Origin of the sequence: Streptomyces sp. NPDC053427 (assembly GCF_044544985.1) — a bacterium.
GTDB lineage: Bacteria > Actinomycetota > Actinomycetes > Streptomycetales > Streptomycetaceae > Streptomyces.
This window is the reverse complement of the sequence record NZ_JBITYA010000001.1, coordinates 944,991-961,927: the sequence shown is the minus strand read 5'-3', so window position 1 is coordinate 961,927 and position 16,937 is coordinate 944,991. Positions and strand designations below refer to the sequence as shown.

18 protein-coding genes are annotated in these 16,937 nt (G+C 69.4%); 9 read left to right on the top strand and 9 right to left on the bottom strand.

Annotation, left to right across the window (positions count from 1 at the left end; all coding sequences use genetic code 11):
• Nucleotides 1-113: 113 nt before the first annotated feature.
• Nucleotides 114-1,025: a tyrosine-protein phosphatase gene (locus ACIGWZ_RS03865; protein ID WP_400060470.1), complete on the top strand. Its 912-nt coding sequence runs from the start codon at nt 114-116 to the stop codon at nt 1,023-1,025.
• A gap of 64 nt (nt 1,026-1,089) precedes the next feature.
• On the opposite strand, the gene ACIGWZ_RS03860 is transcribed toward ACIGWZ_RS03865, so the two are convergent.
• On the bottom strand, nt 1,090-1,710 hold the full coding sequence (locus ACIGWZ_RS03860; RefSeq protein ID WP_400060468.1) for a TetR/AcrR family transcriptional regulator: 621 nt from the start codon (nt 1,708-1,710) through the stop codon (nt 1,090-1,092).
• Between the two features lie 48 nt (nt 1,711-1,758).
• Between ACIGWZ_RS03860 and ACIGWZ_RS03855 the strand changes: the two genes are divergently transcribed.
• Nucleotides 1,759-2,310: a GNAT family N-acetyltransferase gene (locus tag ACIGWZ_RS03855; RefSeq protein ID WP_400060811.1), complete on the top strand. Its 552-nt coding sequence runs from the start codon at nt 1,759-1,761 to the stop codon at nt 2,308-2,310.
• A 240-nt stretch (nt 2,311-2,550) separates the two neighbouring features.
• Here the strand turns inward: ACIGWZ_RS03855 and ACIGWZ_RS03850 are convergent, their stop codons facing one another.
• A complete protein-coding gene (locus ACIGWZ_RS03850) occupies nt 2,551-3,783 on the bottom strand; it encodes an MFS transporter (RefSeq protein ID WP_400060466.1) in 1,233 nt (410 codons plus the stop codon).
• Nucleotides 3,784-3,856: 73 nt separating this feature from the next.
• On the opposite strand from ACIGWZ_RS03850, the gene ACIGWZ_RS03845 reads away from it, so the two are divergent.
• Together ACIGWZ_RS03845 and ACIGWZ_RS03840 are read left to right on the top strand one after the other, a co-directional pair.
• On the top strand, nt 3,857-4,825 hold the full coding sequence (locus ACIGWZ_RS03845; protein ID WP_400060465.1) for a DUF5937 family protein: 969 nt from the start codon (nt 3,857-3,859) through the stop codon (nt 4,823-4,825).
• A gap of 290 nt (nt 4,826-5,115) precedes the next feature.
• Entirely contained in the window at nt 5,116-5,775 is a 660-nt protein-coding gene (locus ACIGWZ_RS03840) for a hypothetical protein (protein WP_400060464.1), read from the top strand.
• Between the two features lie 184 nt (nt 5,776-5,959).
• On the opposite strand, the gene ACIGWZ_RS03835 is transcribed toward ACIGWZ_RS03840, so the two are convergent.
• On the bottom strand, nt 5,960-6,532 hold the full coding sequence (locus ACIGWZ_RS03835) for a hypothetical protein (protein WP_400060462.1): 573 nt from the start codon (nt 6,530-6,532) through the stop codon (nt 5,960-5,962).
• A 338-nt stretch (nt 6,533-6,870) separates the two neighbouring features.
• Here ACIGWZ_RS03835 and ACIGWZ_RS03830 point away from each other — a divergent pair, with 338 nt between their 5' ends.
• Nucleotides 6,871-7,596, top strand: a complete 726-nt coding sequence (locus ACIGWZ_RS03830) for a dienelactone hydrolase family protein (RefSeq protein ID WP_400060459.1) — start codon at nt 6,871-6,873, stop codon at nt 7,594-7,596.
• A 231-nt stretch (nt 7,597-7,827) separates the two neighbouring features.
• Here the strand turns inward: ACIGWZ_RS03830 and ACIGWZ_RS03825 are convergent, their stop codons facing one another.
• Entirely contained in the window at nt 7,828-8,826 is a 999-nt protein-coding gene (locus tag ACIGWZ_RS03825) for a RimK family alpha-L-glutamate ligase (protein WP_400060457.1), read from the bottom strand.
• Between the two features lie 355 nt (nt 8,827-9,181).
• Nucleotides 9,182-9,319 (bottom strand): hypothetical protein, encoded by a 138-nt coding sequence (locus ACIGWZ_RS03820; protein WP_400060455.1) that lies wholly within the window; start codon nt 9,317-9,319, stop codon nt 9,182-9,184.
• A gap of 150 nt (nt 9,320-9,469) precedes the next feature.
• On the opposite strand from ACIGWZ_RS03820, the gene ACIGWZ_RS03815 reads away from it, so the two are divergent.
• Complete coding sequence (locus tag ACIGWZ_RS03815; protein ID WP_400060453.1) at nt 9,470-10,009, top strand: RNA polymerase sigma factor; 540 nt, start codon at nt 9,470-9,472, stop codon at nt 10,007-10,009.
• A gap of 1,095 nt (nt 10,010-11,104) precedes the next feature.
• On the opposite strand, the gene ACIGWZ_RS03810 is transcribed toward ACIGWZ_RS03815, so the two are convergent.
• From ACIGWZ_RS03810 to ACIGWZ_RS03800, 3 genes are read right to left on the bottom strand one after another with little or no spacing between them, the layout of a single operon-like run.
• Nucleotides 11,105-11,896 (bottom strand): ABC transporter permease, encoded by a 792-nt coding sequence (locus tag ACIGWZ_RS03810; protein ID WP_400060451.1) that lies wholly within the window; start codon nt 11,894-11,896, stop codon nt 11,105-11,107.
• A complete protein-coding gene (locus tag ACIGWZ_RS03805; protein WP_400060449.1) occupies nt 11,893-12,855 on the bottom strand; it encodes an ATP-binding cassette domain-containing protein in 963 nt (320 codons plus the stop codon). The genes ACIGWZ_RS03810 and ACIGWZ_RS03805 overlap by 4 nt, the downstream gene beginning before the upstream one ends.
• Nucleotides 12,856-12,883: 28 nt before the next feature.
• The gene (locus ACIGWZ_RS03800) at nt 12,884-13,546 is read right to left on the bottom strand and encodes a DUF4097 family beta strand repeat-containing protein (protein ID WP_400060448.1); all 663 of its coding nucleotides are present in this window, start codon (nt 13,544-13,546) and stop codon (nt 12,884-12,886) included.
• Between the two features lie 222 nt (nt 13,547-13,768).
• Here ACIGWZ_RS03800 and ACIGWZ_RS03795 point away from each other — a divergent pair, with 222 nt between their 5' ends.
• Nucleotides 13,769-14,527: a helix-turn-helix domain-containing protein gene (locus tag ACIGWZ_RS03795; RefSeq protein ID WP_400060446.1), complete on the top strand. Its 759-nt coding sequence runs from the start codon at nt 13,769-13,771 to the stop codon at nt 14,525-14,527.
• Nucleotides 14,528-14,567: 40 nt separating this feature from the next.
• Complete coding sequence (locus ACIGWZ_RS03790; protein ID WP_400060444.1) at nt 14,568-14,759, top strand: hypothetical protein; 192 nt, start codon at nt 14,568-14,570, stop codon at nt 14,757-14,759.
• Nucleotides 14,760-14,931: 172 nt separating this feature from the next.
• On the opposite strand, the gene ACIGWZ_RS03785 is transcribed toward ACIGWZ_RS03790, so the two are convergent.
• A complete protein-coding gene (locus tag ACIGWZ_RS03785; protein ID WP_400060442.1) occupies nt 14,932-15,741 on the bottom strand; it encodes an AraC family transcriptional regulator in 810 nt (269 codons plus the stop codon).
• Between the two features lie 84 nt (nt 15,742-15,825).
• Between ACIGWZ_RS03785 and ACIGWZ_RS03780 the strand changes: the two genes are divergently transcribed.
• Nucleotides 15,826-16,638: a sulfite exporter TauE/SafE family protein gene (locus tag ACIGWZ_RS03780; RefSeq protein ID WP_400060440.1), complete on the top strand. Its 813-nt coding sequence runs from the start codon at nt 15,826-15,828 to the stop codon at nt 16,636-16,638.
• The last annotated feature ends 299 nt before the right edge of the window (nt 16,639-16,937 follow it).

The window sequence follows — 16,937 nt, the reverse complement described above, 5'->3', positions numbered from 1 at the left end:
CACCTGATCGCGGCCAACGCGGGCGTCCTCCTGCGGTTCACGCGTGTGTCTTCCTTCCTTGGGTTCGGGACGCTACGTTCCGGCCCTCGCCGTCGAAGGAGAGGGACCATCGGATGAAGCTGCATACCAGAGCGGTCGTCGCGGCGGCCGTGACGCTGGCTGTTCTCGCGCCGGTCGCGCCCGCTGCTGCAGAGGGGCATGGGGCACCTTCGGCGATTGCTGGAGCGCATCCGCGCGCCGGTCGGGTCCTGGCGGTGCCGGGGCTCGTGAACGCTCGGGACATCGGCGGATACGCCACCTACGACGGGAAGTCGACCCGATGGGGCGTCGCGTATCGGACGGAGTCGCTCTCGAAGTTGACGGCGGATGGGGTCGCGGCGCTGGCCGGTTTGGGGCTGGATGAAGCCATCGACCTACGAACGGGACCGGAAGTCCAAGCCGACGGCGCGGACCAGCTTCCCGCCGGCGTCACGTCGGTTCCGCTGGCGGTGGATGACACGAGCCTGTTCGCGTTCATGGGTCAGGTGGTGCGCTCCAAGGATCCCGTCTACCAGGAACAGCAGCTTGGCGGCGGCAAGGCTGAGGAACGGATGGAGTCCCTGTACCGGGGGTTCGTGACGAACTCCGCCAACCGCGCGGCGCTGGGTGCGGCGGTGAAGCGGATCGCGTCGTCGTCGAAACCGGTGCTGTTTCACTGCTCGTCGGGGAAAGATCGGACCGGCGTCCTTGCGTTCTCCGTGCTGCGGGCGGTCGGAGTGCCGGAGTCCACGGCACAAGGCGACTATCTGCTGTCGAACGCGCTGCGCGCCGGAGTGGACAAGGCGCTGAGGGACCAGGTCAAGGCCGCGGGGTACATGGAGAATCCGGATCTGTTGATCCCGCTTCAGGAGGTGCGCAGGGAGTACCTGGCGGCATTCGTCGACGAGGCCACGGCCGACTACGGATCATTCGGCAAGTTCCTGACGGCTGGCCTGGGGCTCGATGCGGCGACGCTGGCGAAGCTGCGCGGGCGCCTCGTCGGCTGATCAGAGCCAGCGGCATCGGCATTGGCATCGGCTTTGGCTTTGGCTTTGGCTTTGAACGACAAGGTCAGGAGGGCACCGCCCGATCGCCACTGGATGAGGGCGGGGAGGCCAGCGCGGCCAGGTAGTCATCGAGGAGTTCGACCTGGCGATGGGGTGGGAACGCCGAGGGGTCGAACAGGGCCTGTACCACCAGGCCGAGCATGAAGGACTGGGCGCCGGCCGCGATGCGCGCCGGGTCTCCGGTGGGCAGTTCGCCGAGTTGTTGGGCTGCGGCGACCAGGTCGCGCAGCTTGTTGCGGCTCTGCCCGTACCTGCGGGCGTGATCGCCGCTCAGCTCGGGGTCGGCGAGCGCGGCGTCCCAGGAGGACACCCAGATCCGGTTCGCGTCGGCGGCCTCGGTAGTCAGCGGCAGGACGTCGAGGACGGCGGCCCTCACGGCGGACAGGCCTTCCCCGGCGGTGCGTCGGGGGCGGGAGGCGCTCCGCCGTTCGAGCAGGTCGAGGGCGTGCGCGACCAGGTCGCGTTTGGTGGGGAAGTAGTGGGTCAGCAGGCCGGTGGTCGCGTCGAGCTCGGTGGCGACGGCGCGCAGGGTCAGTCCGCCGAAGCCGTGCGCAGCCAGCACTCGCCAGACCGCCTCGGATACGTCGCGGCGGCGGGCCTCATGGTCGCCCTTGGTACGTGGCATGCTGCTACCGTACATAATCGTAACGCTTGTTATGTGAATGGGGTCATCATGTTCTCCCTCCCGCTGCGGGACAACGCCGGACTCCGGCCGCTCGAGACAGAGCATGCCGAGGAGTTCGCTGCCCACCTGGACCGGGCTCGCGAGCACATCCGGCCGTGGGTCGGGGCGGGCTTTGTCACCGACGACCTCGACGGGGCCCGGGGCACACTGCGCCGGTACGCCGAGCGCCAGGCGGCAGACGGCGCCCGGCTCTACGGCATCTGGCTCGACGGCACGCTGGTCGGCGGCGTGATGTTCACGGAATTCAGCACTGCCTTGGGATCATGCGAGATCGGCTGCTGGCTGGAGCCGGCCGCCGAGGGCCGGGGCCTGGTCACCCAGGCGTGTCGCGCTTTGCTGGACTGGGCGTTCACCACCCGGGGGCTGCACCGCGCCGAGTGGAACTGCCGAGCCGACAACGAGCGAAGCTCCGCGGTGGCCAAGCGGCTAGGTATGACGCTCGAGGGCGTGCGGCGCGAGGCCTGGCCGTACGGGGGCGCCCGCCATGACAAGCAGATCTGGGCGATCCTCGCCCCCGAATGGCGAACCCATCGCCAGTGACAGCGACAGCGACAGCGACAGCGACAGCGACAGCGACAGCGACAGCGACAGCGACAGCGACCAGGAACTCCGCCGTGCGACCACGGGGATGGCTGTCGCCGCCTGTTCCCACTCACGTGCAGAGCGGGAACAGGCGGGCCACGTCGTGATCCTGGAGGTCGCGTTCGCGCTGGTCGGCGGGCAGCGCGCACAACAACGCCCACCGGCATCCCGGCAGACCAGGCTCCGCGCCCCCTCGGATCAGGGGGTCGGGATCATGCGTTCCAGACGCAGCAGTCCGGGCACTGCGGCCAGACTGAGGAGCAGCAGGAACAGCCAGGGCCAGGCGGCGCCCCGGCCGAGCAGCAGGGTGAGCAGTGCGGGGGCGACCGCCTGGCCCACGTTCCAGGAGAGCTGGTACACGGCGAGGTAGCGGCCGCGCCGCTCGGGGGCGGCGAGCGAGACGCTGAGCTCCTCGACGAAGGGGGTGGCGACGGTCTCGGCGAGGTTGTAGAGGACCATCGCCGCGTACAGGCCGGCCAGGACGGCCCAGCCGGGGGCGGCGGCCAGCAGAGCGAACAGGCCGAAGGCGAGCGCGTTGAGCAGCGCTCCGGCCGCGGCCACCCGGGTCGGGCGGAACCGCTCCAGTCGGCGGGCGACGGCGCTCTGGGTGAGCACCACTTGGACGCCGTTCAGGACGAGCAGGGTGCCGGCCACCCAGGCCTCGCGGTGCAGGCCCTCGGTGAGGTAGACGGCGAGCAGCATGCTCATGATCATCGAGCCGAAGACGAAGGCGAGGTGGACGACGGCCAGCAGCACATAGCGCCGGTCGCGCAGGACGGCACGGTAGCCGCCGGGTTCCCTGCCGTCGCGCGCTGCCGTTGCGGGGGCCGGAGCCGGGCGCCAGGAAGCCAGCAGACCGGCCGCGACGGCGTAGCTGGCCGCGTTGAGCACCACAAGGGCCCGCAGCTCGCCCGTCCCCCCGCCGGCCACCAGCACGGCGCCGAGCGCCCCACCCAGGCCGATCCCGGTGTTGCGCAGCGTCTGCACCAGTGCGAACCAGCGGGTCCGCTCGCCGTCGACGGAGGCGAGCACCACCAGGCCGGTGCTGGAGGTCCAGTAAGCGACATGCCCGATCTGGGCGAGCAGGCACACCAGCACGACCTGCCAGGCCTGCCCGGCGAGCAGAAACCCTCCGTACGCGAGCGCAGAGAGCGCATTGCCACAGGCGGCCACCGCCCGGGGGCCGTACCGGTCGATCAGCGGGCCGACGGCGATCGAAGTGGGCAGGGCGAGCAGCCGGGCGGCCGAGATGGCGGCGCCGATCGCGGCGACGGTGAGGGTGGTGGAGCGCGCGAAATAGACGACGGTGAAGGCCAGGATCAGCCCCGTGCCGAGGCTGTCGATCAGGTGAGCGCCGACCAGGCGGGAGCGGCCGGTGGTATCCGGGAGGCCGAGGCGGTCCCGGAGCGGGGTGGGCGTGACAGCGGTCATGGACCGAGGCTGTCCGGGCTGAGCTCCCCTGCCCATAGATTCCATCCTGATCGAATCCTCGAAGGGGGTCACCGTGCACACCTGGGAGTTCTCGGCGCAGGACCTGGCCCGGACGAGGTTCGCCTGCTCGCCGCTCTGCGAAGTCACCACCAGCGTCGAGGTGCTCAAGGACCCGGGCCGACACGGAGTCCACCTGCCATGGGTGCGGCAGGCCCGGCAACGCCTGTCCGGCGTCGGCTGGGAGCTGCTTTCCCAGCTGGTCCGGCTCCCCACGGTGTACGTGGCGGACTTCCTCACCCCCGTCCCGGACGACTCCACGCGCACCATCGAGCAGGAGCTGGCCGGCCTCGCCGCAACCGATCCGGGCGCGGTCCGCCGCGACCTCGCCCGGATCGACGGTGAACTGCCGCCGCTGGTGGCCGCGCTGGAGGCCGACCCGGAGGCCGGCATGGCCCGGCTGGCGGCGGAGATACGGGCGTACTGGGACGCCGCGATCGCCCCGCACTGGCCGCGCATCCAGCGGCTGGCCGAGGGCGAGATCCTGCGGCAAGCCCGGAAGATGGCGACCGGCGGCCCGGCCGCGCTTTTCGCCGATCTGCACCCGCAGGTGAGTTGGCAGCGCGACACCCTGCGCATCGGCCACCGTCTCATCGACGGCCACCGCCGGCTGGAGGGCGAGCGCGGCCTCGTCCTGGTGCCCACGACGTTCGCCTGGCCCGGGGTGTTCTCGCAGATCAACCCGCCGTGGCAACCCGGCCTGGTCTACCCGCCGCGCGGCGTGGCGACGCTCTGGGAGAGCGCCGGCGCCGCGGTCCCGGACGGCCTCGCCCGGGTCATCGGCCGCACCCGCGCGCGGCTGCTGGCCGAGCTGGACTCCCCCGCCTCGACCACCGAACTCGCGGAACGCACCGGCCTGTCGGCCCCCAATGTCTCCCACCACCTGACCGCCCTGCGCGAGGCCGGCCTCCTCGCCCGCCACCGCACCGGCCGCACGGTCCTCTACCGGCGCACCAGGGCGGCCGAGCTGCTCTTGGGTACGTGAGCTGCTCCGGACGGCTTTGCACGGTGGCCGCCGCGTTCGGCGCCACGTTTCTGCCTGAGTCCGCTATCCCCTGCCTCGTCTGCTGCCCCTCGCGCTGGCTTCAAGGCCGCCTGGCAGGGGGGAGGCAGCGCCGCGACGGCGACGGGGACGGGGACGGGAACGGGGACAGAGACAGGGACGAAGAACAGACGCAGTTCGATCCAGGTGTGCACAATTGAGTACGCGTACCCACTCCTTGCCGGGTAGCCGCACCCATCCGCCGCGCTCCCCCGCCGACATACCGTCCCTCTATGCCCGAGGAGACCGCAGCTGCCACCACCCCCACGACGGGGTCCAGATCCCTCTCTTCCGTCCTGGGGAGACTCGGATGCGGCTGCGCCGCGCTCGTCGTCGTACTCATTGTGGTCGTCAAGCTCGCATGGGGGTCGACGGACATTCCCCGCATCGCGCCCGAGGACATGGCGAGCCGCGCCTTCCGGCAATCCCAGGAGGCGTACGACATCGTGGGGTTGAAGCGCACGGTGAAACCAGGAGTCGAGAACATCGGCGTCAGCACGGAGAACACATACGGCTCGAGCTTCTGCTACGACGGGGGCCTGCTGGGGCTGGAGGACAAGACCATCGACGGCGCCTATCGGATGAGCCACAGATGGGCGCTGGACCACGTGCCCGCGAGCCGAGCCGTCCCCGGTCTCCGACGACTGCACCAGCACCTCAAGGACAACGGCTGGGAGGTCACGTCCTACCGTGATGGCGCCAAGGACAACTGGGACCTGTTCGTCCAGCGGGACGACGGGGCCGAGCGGATGTCCTTCACCTGGTTCCCGGACCGGGAGTACTTCATCGGGAACGCCACCGTGCCCTGCGCCTATGACCCTCATTGGAAGGAAGGCGACGCCGGCCCCGCCGGGGACGACCAGATGCCACCCGTCTTCGGGCCCGCACAATAAGACCAGGGACTCGCCGTCCGCGACGACATGGCTCCATGAGCGCGGCCGGGGCCACCGTCAGCGGCACCGCCGGACGTGGGACACACATCGGTCCAAGCCGGCTCTTCAGGCGGCGGTCGCATCGCTGACCGGGTACCGCCGCATGACCGCAAAATGGACTGCGCTGTATGCGGGGCTCCGCGGGTTACAACCCGTCCTCGTCCTCGTCCTCGTCCTCGTCCTCGTCCTGGTAAAAACGATCCACCCAGCTTTCCAACTGAGCACCGAACTCGGCCACTGCGGCATACCGGAGCTCATTGGGATTGTCCGGTGGAACAAGACCGAAGTTCTCACTCAGCCATGCGAGATAATCCCCATGGCGTGGACTGGGCTTGTCGCCGATGTCGGGCTCTACGAACGGAGCTCCGTCCCAGGATGCCCACTGCCACCAGTCACATCCGAGTTGCCGAAACAGATCCCTGAGGTTGCGGGCGACGGCACAGATTCCGCCCTCGTCTCCGAAGACCACCACAGGCAAGGTGGCCAAGTCCTCGCGATCGTCGATGCGCCAGAGCGCATAGTCCGAACCAGAACGGTTGGCGCGGGCGAAGCACAAGAAGCTGACGATGAACTCTTGCTCGTCCGAGTACGTCTCGGCGCCGCAGGATCTGCCGAACTCTACGAGCTCGAACCCGTTGGCATAGAACTCGCGTCCGCATCGCTCGTCGAACTCCTTGAGCCTGTTGAGTTCCGGAACGGGAGAGTAAGCGTCACTCACGGGCTTTCCTCCGAAGCGAGTCGAAAGATTGTTTGAAATACCACGGACGCTATCACCCCTGACAGGAGAAGGCAGTCCAGATCTGCTCGTTCGCAGAGAACTCACCACCGACGCCTCTTGTGTGGGCGGTCGTCCACCCACCGGCCGGGTGGTCGTACTCCTCGCCGAGGGATACGGCGCAGCCTTCGCCGAGCGGCCTGAGGGGCGACCGGGGCACCACAACTTCAGCTTCCGAGCCTCTGGTCGGTCGGGCCGCATTTCGGAGGCACACCCGCGCTGTTCTGCCAGCGGTGAAAAACCAGTCCGACCGGGCTCGACGATCACTACGGTCAAGTCCCATGACAACGATGACAACACGCACGGTCGAGTACCCGGCCGACGGATTGACCATGATCGGGCACCTCGCGCTCCCGGCCGGTGTCGGCCGCCGGCCCGCGGTCCTGGTCGGGCCCGAGGGGACGGGGCTGAACGACTTCCAGCGCCGCCGGGCCGACGCCCTGGCCGAGCTGGGGTACGTGGCGCTGGCCTTCGACATCCACGGCGGGCGCTGGTTCACCGACCCCGAGGAGATGATGGCGCGCTGCATGCCGCTGCTCGCCGACCCCGACCGGATGCGGGGCATCGGCCACGCGGCGCTCGACGTATTGCGCGCCGAACCGCGGACCGACCCCGACCGGATCGCCGGCATCGGCTACGGCACCGGGGGCGCAATCTTGCTGGAACTCGGGCGCGACGGCGTCGACCTGCGCGCGATCGGGACGGTCAACGCACTGACCACAGGCCGACCGGGCGAGGCGGCGCGCATTCGCTGTCCGGTGTGGACCGGGGTCGGATCGGAAGACCCCATCATGCCGCCCGCGCAACGGGACGCGTTCGCCGCCGAGATGCAGGCCGCGGGCGTCGACTGGCGCCTCGTGGTCTACGGCGGCGCCTTGCACGCCTTCCACCACCCGCCGGTCGACCAGACCGTGCGCCCCGGCGTCGGCTACCACCCACGGCACGCGCAGCGAGCCTGGCACGACGTCGTCGACCTGCTCGCCGAGTGCCTGCCCGTAACGGAGTGATCTGACCGGCAACCTCAATTCCGGGCCGCGGACCGGGCCGGGTCGACCGCCACCGGCTCCGGTTTGCCGGCGCGTCCGGCCGGACGCGAGTTCTCCTTCGCCGGCCAGGACCCGCGACCGGGCTACCACCTTGTCGCTGAGGTGCGTAGACGCCGCCCGGCCCTCGGCGCTCGCTGCCCGCAGCTCGCGCACAGGGGTTGCATCACAGCTTTGAGGGATCGAGAACAAGCATCAGCTTGAGATTCCACCTTGCGCAAAGCGTCCGCCGGGCGACTCCACGGTTGGTGGCAGTGCCGCGCGGGCGGACAGGCGACGGGCGATGCAGGCTGTGATGGCAGGGGCGACCGCGGTCATTTCCGGGCGCCAGCCCGGGACGGCGTTCACCTCGCAGAGGGTGTAGGTGTCCTGGGGGGTGAACAGCAGATCCACCCCTGCGATGTCCAGCCCCAGGACTCGGGCCGCGCGCGCCGCCAGGTCTTCTGCCTGTGGATAGCGGCCCGTACACAGGGTGGCGCAGCCGCCTTTGGCGATGTTGGCGGCGAAAGCGCCGTTGCGGGAGGTGTGCAGCACTGCGCCCACCGGTTCGCCGTCGATCACGACCACACGCAGGGCACGACCGTGCGAATGGGCAACATGCTCCTGGAAGAGAAACGGCGCGTCCTGCGTGAGACTGCCCGCCACGTCGTGCAGCAGGCCCGGGTCGCGGGCGAGGAAGACCTGCCCGCCCTTGGCACCGGTGACGGACTTCACCACACAGGGCATGTCCTGGTGGAGGCTGCGGACGACGCCTTCCAAGGGGGCGGTGGCGTAGGAGAGGGTATCGGGCACCGGAAGCCCAGCCAGGGCGAGTTCCTGCAGCTGCCAGATTTTGTTACGGGACTTGAGCTGGGCATCGACTGTGTTGATGAGGCTGCTGCCCATGCGCTCCAAGTGCCGCAGCAACGTCACCTCGCGGTCGTCGCGCATGGGGCCAGGCACCTGGCGCACACACACCACTTCAGGGGCAGGCAGCTCCACTCCGCCCAAGGTGCGCAGCACCAGCCGTCCTCCTTGGACACCGAAGAGGAGCTCGTCGGTGTGCCAGACCGCGAATCGGGGGCCATGGGCGTCGGCAAGGGCTGCGGCCAACTCCCGGGTGGACCGGCGCAGCACGGCCGGATGCTGCCGTACCAGCATCCACACGTCAGCGGGTGCGGGAATCCCTGGCAGGGCACGGTCCTGTGTGACCACTCCGACTCCTCAGCTCTGCGCCGCCCGGGGCCCCGACGGCCGAAAGGACAAGTCTCGCAGCTCCGTAAACACAATGTCACCGACCGTAGAACGCAGCGTCCGTCCTTCTTGGCACGAACAACCGCAGTCTTACGGCAGCTGACCACTTCGCGTCCGACGTCGCGACGCCGGGACTCAAGCTCGGCGGGAATGCAGCACGTTCTCGCTTACGCTCCGCGCCAGTCGGCGCCGCCCAGTGGACCGCCGCCCGCCGCCCGGCGTACGCCAACAGCGCATGGCGGCGAGCGCGCTGACCCCACCCGACCCGCGCGGCGGCCCTCCTCGATGGCCGTCTCGCCTGCCCCTTATCGGGAGTTCATTTCTTCAAGAGCATCAGGAAAAGGGTGACCACCACGGCGCCGATGCCGATCGCGGCCCCCAGCTCCGGGTTGTAGTAGGCGATGTAGAGGGCAAGTCCGCCCAGTACGAGGGCGAAGGCAGTACGAAGGTCCATGCCTCCAGGGCCCGTGTGGAGCGCGGAGATTTTCATGCCCGGTCGATGAAAAAACCACGTCGGCGGCCGCGTCCTGTAGGTGAGCCCGGGGTTGGTGCCCGGTATGAGGAAAGGGACGACATGGGACAGCGCTCAGGGGGGAACTGCTCCGTGGATCCGCCCCCTCGGCTGTCGAAAGACAGGGAAGAGGAACTGAAGGAGGCGCTGCGGACCATCGAGCCGCGGTTGATCGCTTCAGTCACTCGGATCACCCATGACTATCACTTGGCGCAGGACATCACCCAGGAGGTGTGTCTCGCGGTCTTCCAAGAGTTCCGTAAGGGCACGAAGTTCGAGAAGCCGGTCATCGTCTTCGCGACGGTGGTGGCCCGCAACAGGATCTACAGCCATTACCGGCGCAAGCATGCCTGCCTGGAAAGGCCGTATGGCGATCTGCCGGAAGACTCACGCCCGTTGGGCATGGATCCGACTGCCGGGCTCGCGTACCTGGAGTTGCTGGAGTCGGTGAAGGCCGCGATCGCCAACGACCGTCAGGCCGCCGTCTGGGAGCTCAAGCACGTGTGGCGGCTGAAGGGTACCGAGATCGCCGAGCTGCTGGAGATCTCCTCGGCAACGGTGAGTAGGGAACTGGCCGAGGCCGAGGCGAAGGCCAAGCTCCAGCAGGGCGAGGAGGAAGCGGAACCTGTGTAGACCGAGACCGGGCTCCCGGCGGCTGTCTGTTGGCGGCCGCCGCGCCCCGGCCGTGGCGCAGGCGTGTCGAGCGGATGGAACCCGAGCTGAGGACATGAAGCCACAACACGACGGGCCGTGTCTTCAGCGCGGTGGCTACACCGCTATCCGACAGTGTTTGGAGCATCTATGAACGACCGTCACGCCTCTCCCCAGGAGAGGATGCTGGCCTACCTCCGAGAGGGGGACCAGCTCATTCCTCCAGTCCTGGGCAGCGAACACGATGGGGAGTCGCTGTACCGGGCACTTTCTGACAGCGCGGACAGTGCAGACAGTGCGGCCAGCCCAGATACAGATGAACTCGAAACCCACGGCACCTACGGCCCTCCCTACGAGTCGCCGATTGCCTGGTACGAGTCCGGGCAGGGGGCAGAGCGAGGTCAACCGGTGGTGCACCGGTGAGCGAACAACGCAGCCCGTTACGGCTGGAGATCTCGGCCATCGGGCGGCAGAACCTGATCACCTCATGGCTCATCGCTCTCTGCGCACATCCGCGTCAGGTGCTCTTGATCGGCGTCCGGATGCTTTGCGGCCCTGTACGGGGGGGGCCGCAAGGCGTCAGGCAGTGCGCAAAGGCGTAGGCAGAGGTGGGACCGAGCGGCGCAGCAGCCCAATGGGGAGGGCTGCTGCGCCGTCCGTGCCGTGCCGTGCCGTGTGAGGGGTGGATCGATCGAGGTGGCACCAACGCACCGACCGGGACGTACCGAGGCCCGGCGAGAATTTTTCTCGCCGGGCCTTTCGCCACCTCAAGGCCGGGTTCGGGCAATGACTGGGGATCCCGCCCGTTACCTCGCGCCACCTCGCGGCGCCGGCTGCGCCGCACCTGACCACACACCTCGGCGGCGTGCTCAGCCTGCGGCGGTCAGATCGGTCATGGCCGATGCGGCGCGTATCCCCTCGGCCCTCGTCCCTCGGCCCTCGTCCCTCAGTCATCGGCCACCAGTCACGAAGTCCCCGATGGCGGGAACGCCGACGGGGCGGCGTCCGCGACGTGGTGTCGGTGGACGCCGCCCCGGGTGGGACGAGGTGCGGGAGTGGCCCGCGTGTTCATGCCAGTTACTTCGGGTCGCGGTTGAACGAGGCGGTCGACCAGCGGTATCCGACTGCCGCAAGCACCAGGCACCAGGCGAGGGCGAGCCACCCGTTGTGGCCGATCTCGGTGCCGAGCAGGAGACCTCGCAGGGTCTCGATGGCCGGGGTGAAGGGCTGGTACTCGGCGATGGGCCGGAACCAGCCCGGCATCGCGTTGATCGGGGTGAAGGCGCTGGAGATCAGGGGCAGGAGGATCAGTGGCATCGCGCTGTTGCTGGCGGCTTCGGCGTTCGGGCTGGCCATGCCCATGCCGACCGCGATCCAGGTGAGGGCCAGGGCGAAGAGCACCAGCAGGCCGAACGCCGCGAGCCACTCCAGGGCGGTGGCGTCCGTGGAGCGGAAGCCGATGGCCACGGCGACGGCGCCGACGAGGACCACGCTGGCGACGGACTGCAGCACGCTGCCGACGACGTGTCCGACGAGCACGGACCCGCGGTGGATGGCCATGGTGCGGAAGCGGGCGATGATGCCCTCGGACATGTCGGTGGCGACGGACACCGCGGCCCCGATGACGGTGGAACCGATGGTCATCAGCAGGATGCCGGGCACGACGTAGGCGATGTAGTCGGATCGGTCGGCGCCGCCGCCGGCGATGCCTGCGCTCATCGTGTCGCCGAAGATGTAGACGAAGAGCAGCAGCAGCATGACCGGCGTGAGCAGCAGGTTCAGGGTCAGCGACGGGTAGCGGCGGGCGTGCAGGAGGTTGCGGCGCAGCATCGTGGACGAGTCGCGGACGGCAAGGGAGAGGGCGCTCATCGGACAGCCTCCTTGGGCTGGTTGTTCTGGGCGGGCACGGTGGAGCCGGTCAGGGCGAAGAACACGTCGTCGAGGTCGGGGGTGTGCACGGTCAGCTCGTCGGCCTCGATGCCGGCCGAGTCCAACCGGTCGAGGAGGGCACGCAGTTCGCGCTGGCTGCCGTCGCTGGGGATCTGCAGCGACAGCGCCTCGTCGTCCCGGGTCACCTCGCGCAGGGCGACGGTGGCGGACCGGTAGGCGGACGGGTCGGCGAAGCGAAGCCGCACATGCCCGCCGGGGATCAGCCGCTTCAGCTCGTCGGCGCTTCCCTCGGCGGCGATCCTGCCGTCGTTCAGTACCGCGATGCGGTCGGCGAGTTCGTCGGCCTCTTCGAGGTACTGGGTGGTGAGGAAGACGGTGACGCCGTCGGAGACCAGCTCGCGGATGATGCCCCACATGGAGTGCCGGGAGCGCGGGTCGAGGCCGGTGGTCGGCTCGTCGAGGAAGATGATCCGCGGGCTGCCGACCAGGGTCATGGCGATGTCCAGGCGACGCTTCATGCCGCCGGAGTAGCTGGCGGCGGGCTTCTTCGCCGCCTCCACCAGGTCGAATCGCTGGAGCAGTTCGGCGCTGACCCGCCGTCCCTCGCGCTTGGACAGACGGTGCAGGTCCGCCATGAGGAGCATGTTCTCCTCCCCGGTGATCAGCCCGTCGACCGCGGAGAACTGCCCGGTGACGCCGATCGCGGCCCGCACGGCCTGCGGGTCGGCGGCGAGGTCGTGGCCGGCGACGTGCAGGTCGCCGCCGTCGGCGCCGATGAGGGTGGAGAGGATCTTGACGGCGGTGGTCTTTCCGGCGCCGTTCGGGCCGAGCAGGGAGAAGATCGTTCCGGTCGGCACCGCCAGGTCGATGCCGTCGAGCACGACCTTGTCGCCGTACGACTTGCGCAGCCCGTGCGCCGCGATGGCCAAGCTGGTCATGAGGGGTGCTCCTTCTGGAAGCTGCGGGTCAGAGGCTGCGGGCGGTGATGTCGCCCTGGGAGGTGGTCGCGTGGATGTCGAGCTCGGCGGTGCCGTCGTTCTTGAGGTCGTTGCTGATGCGGCCGTAGGAGGTGCCGGCGTCCAGGGAGGCCGAGACGCCGGTGGCGGCGGTGACCGAGATGTCGCCCTGCTGGGTGCTCAGCACGACCTTGCCGCGCACGGCCTCGGCGATCCGGATGTCACCCCTCGCGGTGCTGATCTCCGCAGGTCCGCCCAGCCGGCCGACCTCGACGTCGCCGTCGGTCGCGGTGAGGCGGACGCTCGCGGCCTCATCGATCTTGATCTGGCGGTACGCCCCGTCGAAGACCACGTCGCCGAGGCGGCCGACGGCCCGGAATTCGGTGCTCGTTGCCTTCGCCTCGACGCGGGAGCCGGCGGGCAGTTGGACGGTCGCCTCGATGGATCCGGAGGCGCCGAGGTACTGGTTCTTCACCGGGACCTCGATCCGCAGGACTCCGTCGGCGTACTCGACCGTGGTCTGCTCCGCCGCCTTCACGTCGCGGCTCTTCGAGGCGTTCGTGGGCCGGACCTCGACGGTGGTGTCGGCGCGGTCGGCGGCGATGATCTGGACGCGTCCGGCGGGGATGTTCAGGACGGCGGCGATCGGGGCGGAGGTGTCGAACTTCTGCATCGTGCTCTCCTTGCGGCTTGTCGTTTCTGACATTGGAAAAGCTACGTTGCGTTCAAGAAGCTGGCAACAGACTCGTTGCGTAAAAACTACATAGATGCAGGTAGAAGCCCAGTAATCGTTGCGATAGCCCTGAGCGTAATGCAACTAAAGCTCATCGAATGTTGCAATGAATTGAGTGTGAACGCTATTCTGGAGGCATCGGACAACACAAAGGAGGACGCGATGCCGGGAGGCAGGCTCACCCAGAAGGACCGTCAGCAGATCGCGCTGGGGCTGGCCGACAACCTCCCCTACGCCGAGATCGCCCGACGCCTGGAGCGTCCGACCTCGACGATCACGCGTGAGGTGATGCGCAACGGCGGCCCCACCGGCTACCGCGCAGACCTTGCCCACCGCGCCACCGAGCGCCGCGCCCACCGGCGTAAGCCCGCCTCGTCCCGGGGAGCGGAGCCGGCCGCCCTGCCGCACGGACGCGACCCCGAAGCCGTGGCCGAGTACGAAGAGCAGTTCACCACCGTCATGATGCAATCGGGCCTGTCCAACAAGATGATGGCGCGGGTGATGGTCTGCCTCCTCACCACCGATTCCGGCAGCATGACCGCCGCCGAACTCGTCCAGCGCCTCCAGGTCAGCCCGGCGTCCATCTCCAAATCGATCACCTTCCTGGAGAGCCAGGCACTCGTCCGCAGGGAGCGCGACGAAGGCCGCCGGGAGCGCTACGTCATCGACGAGAACCTCTGGTACCAGTCGATGGTCGCCAGCGTCCGCGCCCTCACCCAGCAGGTCGAGGTCTCACGGCAGGGCGTCGGCATCCTCGGCCCCGGCACTCCGGCCGCCGTCCGCCTGGAGAACGTCGCCCGCTTCCTCGACTTCGTCAGCGAAAGCCTGGCCCGCGCCGCAGAACAGGCCCGCGACATCCTCTACACAAAAGCCGAAACGACCCCGGACAGCACTGCCACGCCAAACCCGGACCGCGGATAGACAGCCGCAGCGGCCACCGCCGGGACATCGGGGAGGTGAAGTGTTCGGTCAGCTGCCGCTGCGCCCCACTGTCGGATTCGAGTGCACAGGAGCGCCGGGCCTGCTCCAGCAGATGGTCGCCGGAGCCCCTGCCGGTTCCCGCATCTGCGTGGCGGGGATCAATGGGGACCCGGACACCATCGAGCCCGCGCAGGCGGCCCTGAAGGAGCTGGACATCCGCTTCAGCCTCTAGGTGGTGTCCGCAAAGTCCCGCCTGGCTCGCGGCGCCTGGCACGCACGCTCGCTGCGTTGTCAGGATCGTCCACGTAGCCCACTACGAGGACGACCCTCCGCCTTGCGATCGCACGCACCAGACGCCGCGAGCCCCGCCCTCCGGGCGGACGACGGGACTTTGCGGACACCACCTAGGGAACGGGCAGGGGACGGCGGGTGCGGCCGGGATCGCCGTTGGGGTGGGTCGTGGTGAAGCGGGACGGCGGCAGGCCGAAGGCGCGGGTGAAGGCGGCGGTGAACGCGGCGGGAGAGGCGTAGCCCAGGCGGCCGGCAACCTGGCTGACGGACGCGGTGCGCAGCAGGGGAACGGCCGCGAGGAGGCGAGCGCGGGCTCGCCAGACGGCGGGGCTCTCACCGGTCTCCGAGCGGAATCGGCGGGTGAAGGCCCGTTCGCTCATGGCCGTCCGGTCGGCCCATTCCGCGTTGGTGACGCCGACGTCCGGGGCGGCCAGGTACGCGCGACAGAGCGCCGCGAAGTCGCCGGAGGAAGGGATCGCGACGTGGAACGGGAGGGGGGTGCGCGCGGCGATCTCGTGCAGGAGGAGCGTCGCGATGCACCCCTCCCGTCCGGACAGGGAGTAGTCGGCGTCGAACTCCACGGCGCTCAGGAGCAGTTCGCGCAGCAGCGGAGGCACGTCCACGACAGTGCAGGTGGCGGGCCACCACGGGACCGCATCCGGCTCGATGTACAGGCTCCGGGTGCTCACCCCCAACATCCGGACCCGGTGCTGGGTGGCGGCCGGAATCAGCACGGCACGCTCGGGCGGAACGGTCCAGGCGCCCTCATCGGTGTCGACGACCATGACGCCGATGGCACCGTAGAGGAACTGCGCGCGTCGGTGCTGGTGCCAGTCCAGGAGATGGCCGGGCGGATAGTCGGTGCCGATCGGCAGGACTGCCCGGTCGGTGTGGTCGACGGTGTCCAAGGGGACGTTCTTCATCCGGTCACCGTACTGGCCGAGACGCGATGAATCCGTGCCGACCTTCGCATGTCGGAAGGGGGTGGAAGGTGGTGGGGTGGTCCCGTGGACGTTGTGGCATTGCTGGGGATCGGCCTCCTCACCGGGGTGACGACCGTGTTGTTCGGGTTCGGCGGCGGGTTCGTCGCCGTCCCTGTGGTGGTGTGGGCGGACGCAGCGCTCGGCGCGGACGCGATGCGGGTGGCCACCGCCACCTCGGCCCTGGTGATGGTGGTGAACGCGGGGTTCGCTACGGCCGTCACGCCACGGCGGACGCTGGCCGCCCTCCGCGGCAGTGCCCGGCTGCTCGTGCTGCTGGCGGCCGGCGCGACGATGGGCGCGCTTGCCACCCGTCTCGCCCCGGCCGCACTGGTGCGCTGGGCGTTCGTCGGATACGTGGCACTCACCATCGTCGACCTGCTCCTGCGCCCGGGCTTTCTGCGCCCGCGCACCCGCGACGAGGCGACCGTCGCCGCGCCGCGGCCGCTGTCGGCCTCGCTCGGCGCGCCCATCGGTGCGCTCGCGGCCTTCCTCGGCGTGGGCGGCAGCGTCATGACGGTGCCTGCGGTGCGGCGGGCCGGGCACACGATGCGGGTGGCGACCGCGCTGGCCAACCCCCTGACCCTGGCCATAGCGCTCCCGGCCACCGTGGTCTCCCTGGCGGGCGCCGCGCTCCCGACCGCCGGTGACGCGCAGGTGCACCTGGTGGGTCTCGTGGATACCGGCGCCGCCGCGGCGCTGCTCGCGGGGGGCTTGCCGGTCATCGCCGTGCTGCGGCGACGGCCGCCCCGGATCCCGGACCGGGTCTACGCCCGGGCGTACGTCGGGCTGCTCGCGCTGGTGGCGGTGGCGATGGTGCTGTCGGGACGACACGGCTAGTGCGGTGACGGGAAAGGTTCATCGGATTGCTGTTCGCTTCTGAGGCTCCGGACGGGTGGCTCTCAGCCGAGACGGCCGCCTGCTGTCGGCAGCACGGGATGTCGGCACCTGTCTGATGACTTCCGTGTTGCCAGGATCCGACGACGGATCCATGTTCCCGAAGCAGACATCGCACCACCTCACTCGATGACCATCGAGGCAGCCGACATCGTCGCCGTCGCGGGTCTCCTGGAGCCCCCTGTGCCACTCGTGGGGCATTCCTCGGGCGCCGTCGCCGCACGGGAAGCCGCATTGCTGGA